Source organism: Arcobacter caeni, assembly GCF_003063245.1.
Lineage (GTDB): Bacteria > Campylobacterota > Campylobacteria > Campylobacterales > Arcobacteraceae > Aliarcobacter > Aliarcobacter caeni.
The window spans coordinates 292,872-299,802 of record NZ_MUXE01000001.1; the positions used below are offsets into that span (position 1 = coordinate 292,872).

General features: G+C 28.1%; 7 protein-coding genes. 6 read left to right on the forward strand and 1 reads right to left on the reverse strand.

Annotated elements, in window-relative coordinates:
• Positions 1-18: 18 nt before the first annotated feature.
• Positions 19-1,215, reverse strand: coding sequence for a NifS family cysteine desulfurase (locus B0174_RS01280; protein ID WP_108557822.1), 1,197 nt, complete (start codon positions 1,213-1,215; stop codon positions 19-21).
• Between the two features lie 295 nt (positions 1,216-1,510).
• Between B0174_RS01280 and sufB the strand changes: the two genes are divergently transcribed.
• The 6 genes from sufB to B0174_RS01310 are packed head-to-tail and all read left to right on the forward strand — an operon-like array spanning position 1,511 to position 6,702.
• Positions 1,511-2,956: a Fe-S cluster assembly protein SufB gene (gene sufB / locus B0174_RS01285; protein ID WP_108557823.1), complete on the forward strand. Its 1,446-nt coding sequence runs from the start codon at positions 1,511-1,513 to the stop codon at positions 2,954-2,956.
• 3 nt (positions 2,957-2,959) lie between these two features.
• Complete coding sequence (gene sufC / locus B0174_RS01290; protein ID WP_108557824.1) at positions 2,960-3,730, forward strand: Fe-S cluster assembly ATPase SufC; 771 nt, start codon at positions 2,960-2,962, stop codon at positions 3,728-3,730.
• Positions 3,717-4,751: a SufD family Fe-S cluster assembly protein gene (locus tag B0174_RS01295; RefSeq protein WP_108557825.1), complete on the forward strand. Its 1,035-nt coding sequence runs from the start codon at positions 3,717-3,719 to the stop codon at positions 4,749-4,751. Before sufC ends, B0174_RS01295 begins: the two co-directional genes overlap by 14 nt.
• A complete protein-coding gene (locus tag B0174_RS01300; protein ID WP_108557826.1) occupies positions 4,744-5,928 on the forward strand; it encodes an aminotransferase class V-fold PLP-dependent enzyme in 1,185 nt (394 codons plus the stop codon). Before B0174_RS01295 ends, B0174_RS01300 begins: the two co-directional genes overlap by 8 nt.
• Before the next feature lie 2 nt (positions 5,929-5,930).
• Positions 5,931-6,341, forward strand: a complete 411-nt coding sequence (locus B0174_RS01305) for a SufE family protein (protein ID WP_108557827.1) — start codon at positions 5,931-5,933, stop codon at positions 6,339-6,341.
• Between the two features lie 10 nt (positions 6,342-6,351).
• Positions 6,352-6,702 (forward strand): metal-sulfur cluster assembly factor, encoded by a 351-nt coding sequence (locus B0174_RS01310; protein WP_108557828.1) that lies wholly within the window; start codon positions 6,352-6,354, stop codon positions 6,700-6,702.
• Positions 6,703-6,931 lie beyond the last annotated feature (229 nt).

Consider the following 6,931-nt stretch of genomic DNA (forward strand, 5'->3'; position numbering starts at 1 on the left):
TTTATTATTCGTTTTTTATTATAAACTAGACTTATGACACGATGGTGTATAAGCGTAAGAACTTGAGATTCCTCTTAATCTTGTAACTGCATTTTTAATAACATTAATTGCATAATCTATTTGTTCTTCTGTATTAAATCTGCTTAAAGAGAATCTAACACCCGTATGTGCTAATTCACTATCACTTCCAAATGCATTCATAACTGGATTTGCTTCTAAATCTTCACTTGCACATGCACTTCCTGTACTTGCACCTATTCCATTTTGATTTAAATCCCAAAGCATTGACTCACCTTCAACTCCTCTAAAAGAAATTAAAGTTGTATTTGGAGTTCTATTATCTTTCCCTCCAATTACCACAGTTTCAGGTAATTCTAAAATTGCATTTTCTAATTTATCTCTTAATTTACTTACATGATTTTTTTCATAAGCAATTGCCATAGTTGAAGTTGCTAATTTCATAGCCCAACCCATTCCAACCATTGAAGCTACATCAACTGTTCCAGCTCTTAAACCACCCATTTGTTCACCACCGTGTAAAAGAGGAGTTAGTCCAAAACCTTTTCTTATATATAATCCACCAACACCTTTTGGTCCATGAAACTTGTGAGCTGAAAAAGATAAATAATCTACATTACAATCTTGAACATCAACAGTTACTTTTCCAATAGCTTGAGTTGCATCTGTATGAAAAGGAACTCCAAATTCTTTACAAATAGCTCCTATTTCTTTAATTGGGAAAATTTTTCCTGTTTCATTATTTGCCCACATAATAGTTACAAGAGCTGTATCTTCTTTTATAAAATCTCTTACTAAACTAGCTTCTAAAACTCCATCTTCATTTACTGGAAGATAAGTTACAGCTACACCTTGAGATTCTAAAAATTTACATGTTGCTGTAATTGCTGGATGTTCAACTTCACTTGTAATGATATGTTTTTTATCACCATTTAAAATTTTATCTATCCAGATACCTTTTATAACTGTATTATTACTTTCTGTTGCATTTGCAGTGATGATAACATCATCTTCATCTGCTGCATTGATTCCTGCATATAAAAAGTTCAAAGCTTCAACCATTTTTGGATGAGTTCCTGAACCAAATTTATGTAAAGAATTTGGGTTTCCATAAATATCACAAAAAAATGGTTTCATTTCCTCATAAACTTTAGGGTCTACTACTGTTGTTGCATTATTATCTAAATAAACTTCCATTATTGTTCCTATATTTTTAATCTTATCCTATGCAAAAAGTATTCCAAAAAATACTAGCATTTCAAAAACATTTCCGTATTCTAATGCAAATAGGATAAATCTTGTCTTAATTAAATATATTCATTCTATTTTTTTAAAATTGTATTGTATTTAAATTTTAATAAAGAACTCTATTTAGTTTGAAAATGTAATTATTTTTTCATAATTTTGTTATACTTTTTAAAATTTTTATGATAAGATTCTAAATAGGATAAGTTTTATCCTATTTTGTTATTAAAGAATACTGGAGTTAATGATGAGTGATAATAAACAGTTAGAAGATATTATTAATAAAGATTACAAACTGGGTTTTGAAACTCTAGTACAAAGTGATACCTTTGAAAAAGGTTTAAACGAAGATGTAATTAGAGCAATATCAGCAAAAAAAGATGAACCTGAATGGCTTTTAGATTTTAGATTAAAAGCTTATAAAAAATGGTTAAAGATGGAAGAACCTTCTTGGGCACATTTAGATTATCCAAAAATAGATTACCAAAATATAGCATATTATTCTGCACCAAAAAAAGCCTTGGATTCATTAGATGAAGTTGATCCTGAGATTTTAAAAACTTACGAAAAATTAGGAATTCCACTTGAAGAGCAAAAACAATTAGCAGGTGTTAAAAATGTTGCTGTTGATGCTGTATTTGATTCTGTTTCTGTAAAAACTACATATCAAGATGAACTTGAAAAACTAGGAATTATATTTTGTTCAATTAGTGAAGCAGCACATAAACATCCACAACTTATACAAGAATATTTAGCTAGTGTTGTTCCTACGGTTGATAACTATTTTGCCTGTTTAAATAGCGCCGTTTTTACAGATGGAAGTTTTGTATATATTCCACCAAATGTAAGATGTCCTATGGAATTATCAACTTATTTTAGAATAAATGCACTTGATACAGGACAATTTGAAAGAACTTTAATCATTTGTGATGAAAACTCTTATGTATCTTATAATGAGGGCTGTTCAGCACCAACAAGAGATGAAAGACAACTTCACGCAGCCGTTGTTGAATTAGTTGCACTGAAAAATGCTCAAATAAAATATTCAACTATTCAAAACTGGTTTCCAGGTGATGACAAGGGAAAAGGTGGAATTTTAAATTTTGTTACAAAAAGAGGAATTTGCAAAGGTGATAACTCAAAAATCTCTTGGACACAAGTAGAAACAGGAAGTGCCATAACTTGGAAATATCCTTCATGTATTTTAGCAGGTGATAATAGTGTTGGAGAATTTTATTCAGTTGCTATTGCTTCAAAATCACAACAAGCAGATACTGGAACTAAAATGGTTCATTTAGGAAAAAATACTAAATCAACTATTATTTCAAAAGGAATTTCTGCAATGCATGGGAAAAATGCTTATAGAGGATTGGTAAGAGTTGGAAAAAGTGCCTCAAATGCTAGAAATATTTCTCAATGTGATTCATTGTTAATTGGAAATAAATGTCATGCACATACTTATCCATATCATGAGATTAGAAATTCAAGTGCAAATATAGAACATGAAGCAACAACTTCAAAAATTTCAGATGAACAACTTTTTTATATATCTCAAAGAGGAATTAGTGAAGAAAATGCAATTGCTATGATTGTAAATGGTTTTTGTAAAGAAGTACTAAAAGAGTTACCAATGGAATTTGCAGCTGAAGCAAAAGAATTATTAAATATATCATTAGAAGGAAGTGTGGGTTAAATCATGGAAAAAGAAACAATATTAAAAATAGAAAATTTACATGTTAATATAAACGATAGAGAGATTTTAAAAGGTCTTAATTTAGAGATAAAAGCAGGTGAAGTTCATGCTTTAATGGGTACAAATGGAGCTGGAAAATCAACATTAGTAAAAACTTTAAGTGCACATTATGACTGTGCAGTAACTCAAGGGAAAATTACTTATAAAAAGAAAGATTTACTTGAACTTGATGTATCAGAACGAGCGAATGAGGGAATTTTTATGAGTTTTCAATCTCCTATTGAAGTTGCAGGTGTAAATAATAGCTATTTTCTAAAAACTGCTATAAATGCAAAAAGAACTCATAATGGACTTTCTGAAATTGATGCAATGGAATTCTTAAAACTTGTAAAAGAAGAAACAGGAAAATTTAATATTGATAGAAAACTTTTACAAAGAGATTTAAATGATGGTTTTAGTGGTGGTGAGAAAAAAAGAAATGAACTTATCCAACTTTTAATGCTTCAACCTGATTTAATTATGCTTGATGAAATAGATTCAGGACTTGATGTTGATGCTATAAAAACTGTTGCAAATGTTATAAATTCTATGCTTGATGGGAAAAAATCAATTTTAATGATAACTCATTATGACAGACTTTTAGAATTAATCAAACCCGATTTTGTACATATTTTAAATGATGGAATAATTGCAAAAACAGGAGATTATAGCTTGGCTTTAGAACTAGATGAAAAAGGTTATGAAGCAATAGGAATTAAAGATGCAAATAAATGAAATCAAAGGTTTAAATCTTCCAAATAAAAAAGATGAAGAGTTTTTAAAAATAAATTTTGACTCGCTTTTTTCTTATGATTTTGCAAAAACTGAAACTTATGAATTTGATATTGTAGGATTAGAAACCATAATTGATAAAGAAAAGTATGAATCAATTTTATTTGATATTACTAGAAGTTTGGATAATCAACAAAAAGTAATAACAATAAATAAAAATATCGCTGAACCTATTTTTTTGATTCATAAATTAAAAGAAAATGAAACAGTTTATACAAACTCTTTGAAAATAAAAGTTGCAAAAAATATAAAAGCAACTATTGTTGAAGTTTTCATAAACTCTTGTAAAAATAGCTTTTACACAGTAAATAGAAAAATAGAATTAGAAGAAAATGCCTCTTTAGAATACGCAAAAATTCAAGATATTGATGCTTCAAATTCAATGATTTTTACGACTGCAATAAATCAAGAAAATAGTTCAAATTTAGAAATTTCAAACTTTGAATATGGAAATGGTTTTGTAGTAAATAGTTTTGAAAATATAATTAATGCTCAAAATGTAAACTATGAATTAAATGCCTTAGTAAAACTTTTTGATGATGCAACAACTTCAAATCTTATAAAAACTATTCACAATGAAAAAAGTTCAATTAGTAATATAAACTATAAACATAGTTTAAAAGATAGTTCAAAAGCTGTATTTAAAGCAAAATCAATAGTAAATGAAACAGCACTTTATTCAAAAGCTTTTCAACACTGTAACACGATTTTATTAAGTGATGATGCAACAATTATTGCGCAACCTCATCTTGAAATTTATATAGATGAACTTGAAGCTAGTCATGGAACAACAACTGGAACTTTAAATAAAGAGCAACTTTTATATCTTCAATCAAGAGGAATTAGTAAAAATGAATCTTATGAGATGTTGTTAAGTGCTTTTGAAAACAAAATAGTTGATAATATAAAAGATGAATTAATAAAAGAATTTATTAAAAATTATAAAAGGGATAAATATGTTTAGAAAAGATTTCCCATATTTTCAAAATTCAAAAACTGTTTATTTAGACAACGGAGCAACAACGCAAAAACCAAAAAGTGTTATTGATTCACAAGTTGAGTATTATGAGCAATATTGTTCAAATACACACAGAAGTAATTTTGGTCATGCCAATAAAGCAACTTCTGAGTTTGAAAAAACAAGAAAACTTTTAAAAGAGTTTATAAATGCTTCAAAAAATGAAGAAATAATCTTCACAAAAGGAGTAACAGAATCTATAAATTTTATAGCTTCTTCATATGCAATTGATTTTAAAACAGTAATAATCTCTTCTTTAGAACATCATTCAAATATCGTTCCTTGGCATATGCAAAATAGAACTTTAGGAGCTGGTCTTGAAGTTGTAAATTGTAATGAAAATTTGGATTTTGACCTTGAACATTTTGAAGAACTTTTAAAAGCAAATCCAAATGCTTTTGTTAGTATTACTCATGTTTCAAATGCTTTTGGAAAAGTTCATGATGTAAAAACAATCACAAAATTAGCCCATAAATATGGTGCTGTTGTAATGATTGATGCAGCTCAAAGTTTAGCTCATTTTAAAGTTGATATTCAAGAGCTTGATGTTGATTTTTATGCAATTTCAGGTCATAAAACTTTTGCACCAACAGGAGTTGGAGCTATTTATATAAAAGAGAAATACTTAAAAAATATCAAACCTTATCAAACAGGAGGAGCTACTATTCATGAAGTTGATTATAGTGGTTCGATTTTACTTGATTCTCCTTATAAATTTGAAGCAGGAACTCAAAATATTGCAGGTGTTATAGGATTTGGAAAAGCTTTAGAATATATAAATCATGTACGATATGAAAATATTCAAAGCCTAGAAAATAAAGTTTTTAAATATCTAAATGAAGAGTTATCAAAACTTCCTGGAATTATTTTTTATAATGATTTAACTAATTGTGTGGGAAGTAGAAGTTTTAATTTTAAAGGAATAATTCATGATGATATTGGAATTTTACTTGATAAAATGCAGATTGCAGTAAGAGTTGGGCATCATTGTGCGCAACCTATTATGAAAAAACTAGGAATTAGAGGAACGATTAGAGTAAGTACTGCTTTTTATAATGACTATGTTGATGTTGATAAATTGATTGAAGCTTTAAAAAAAGCATTAAGTATGTTAAAGGATTAAGATTGAGTACGATAGAACAAAGAGTAGAAGAGATAAAAGAAGATTTAGATTTTTTTGAAGATGAATTACAAAAATATGAATATATTATAGATTTAGGAAAAAAACTAGAAGAGTTTGATGAAAAAGATAAAATACCTGAAAATATAGTTCATGGATGTACATCACAAGTTTGGTTAACACATAAACAAAAAGATGGAAAACTATATTTTTATGGAACAAGTGATGCAATAATCGTAAAAGGTTTGGTTTATATGATACTAAAAATCTTTTCAGATTCAACTATTCAAGACTTAAAAGATATTGATATGGATATTGTTCATGTACTAAAATTAAGCGAAGTTATCACTCCAAATAGACAAAGTGGAGTAATAGGAATGATGAAAAAAATAAAAGAATATGCACTAAACGCGTAAAGGATAAAAAATGGAACCAACTTTTGATTTAAAAGAAATAGAAAATAAATTAATAGAACACTTAAAAAAAGTATATGACCCTGAAATTCCAACAAATATTTATGACTTGGGATTAATTTATAATATTGAATTTGATGTAAATAACAACTATTTATATTGCACAGTTACAATGACCCTAACAAGCCCAACTTGTCCAGTAGCAGACAGTTTATTAGAACAAGTAAAATATGTAACTTTAGCAGTTGATGAAATAGATGAAGCATTCGTAAAACTAGTATTTTCTCCACCATGGGATCCATCAATGATGAGCGAAGATGCAAAGGAAATTATGGGAGCAAGTGGTGCAGCTATGGCTTTTTAGGGCGTGACTTTTGAAAACATGTAAAGATTTTGACATTTATTTTACATAGGTTTAGATCTATGTTGAAAATATTTAACTTTTTCAACATATAAAAATATATACGGTAGTGTTCATCATTCTGTGTCAGCCTAGATAATTCCTAAAATTCTATCATAAATTTAAAGCATCATCAAGCCGTCCATCAAAGTGGATGGCTAGTTGTGAAATTGTTAAGCTCCAATTTCTTATT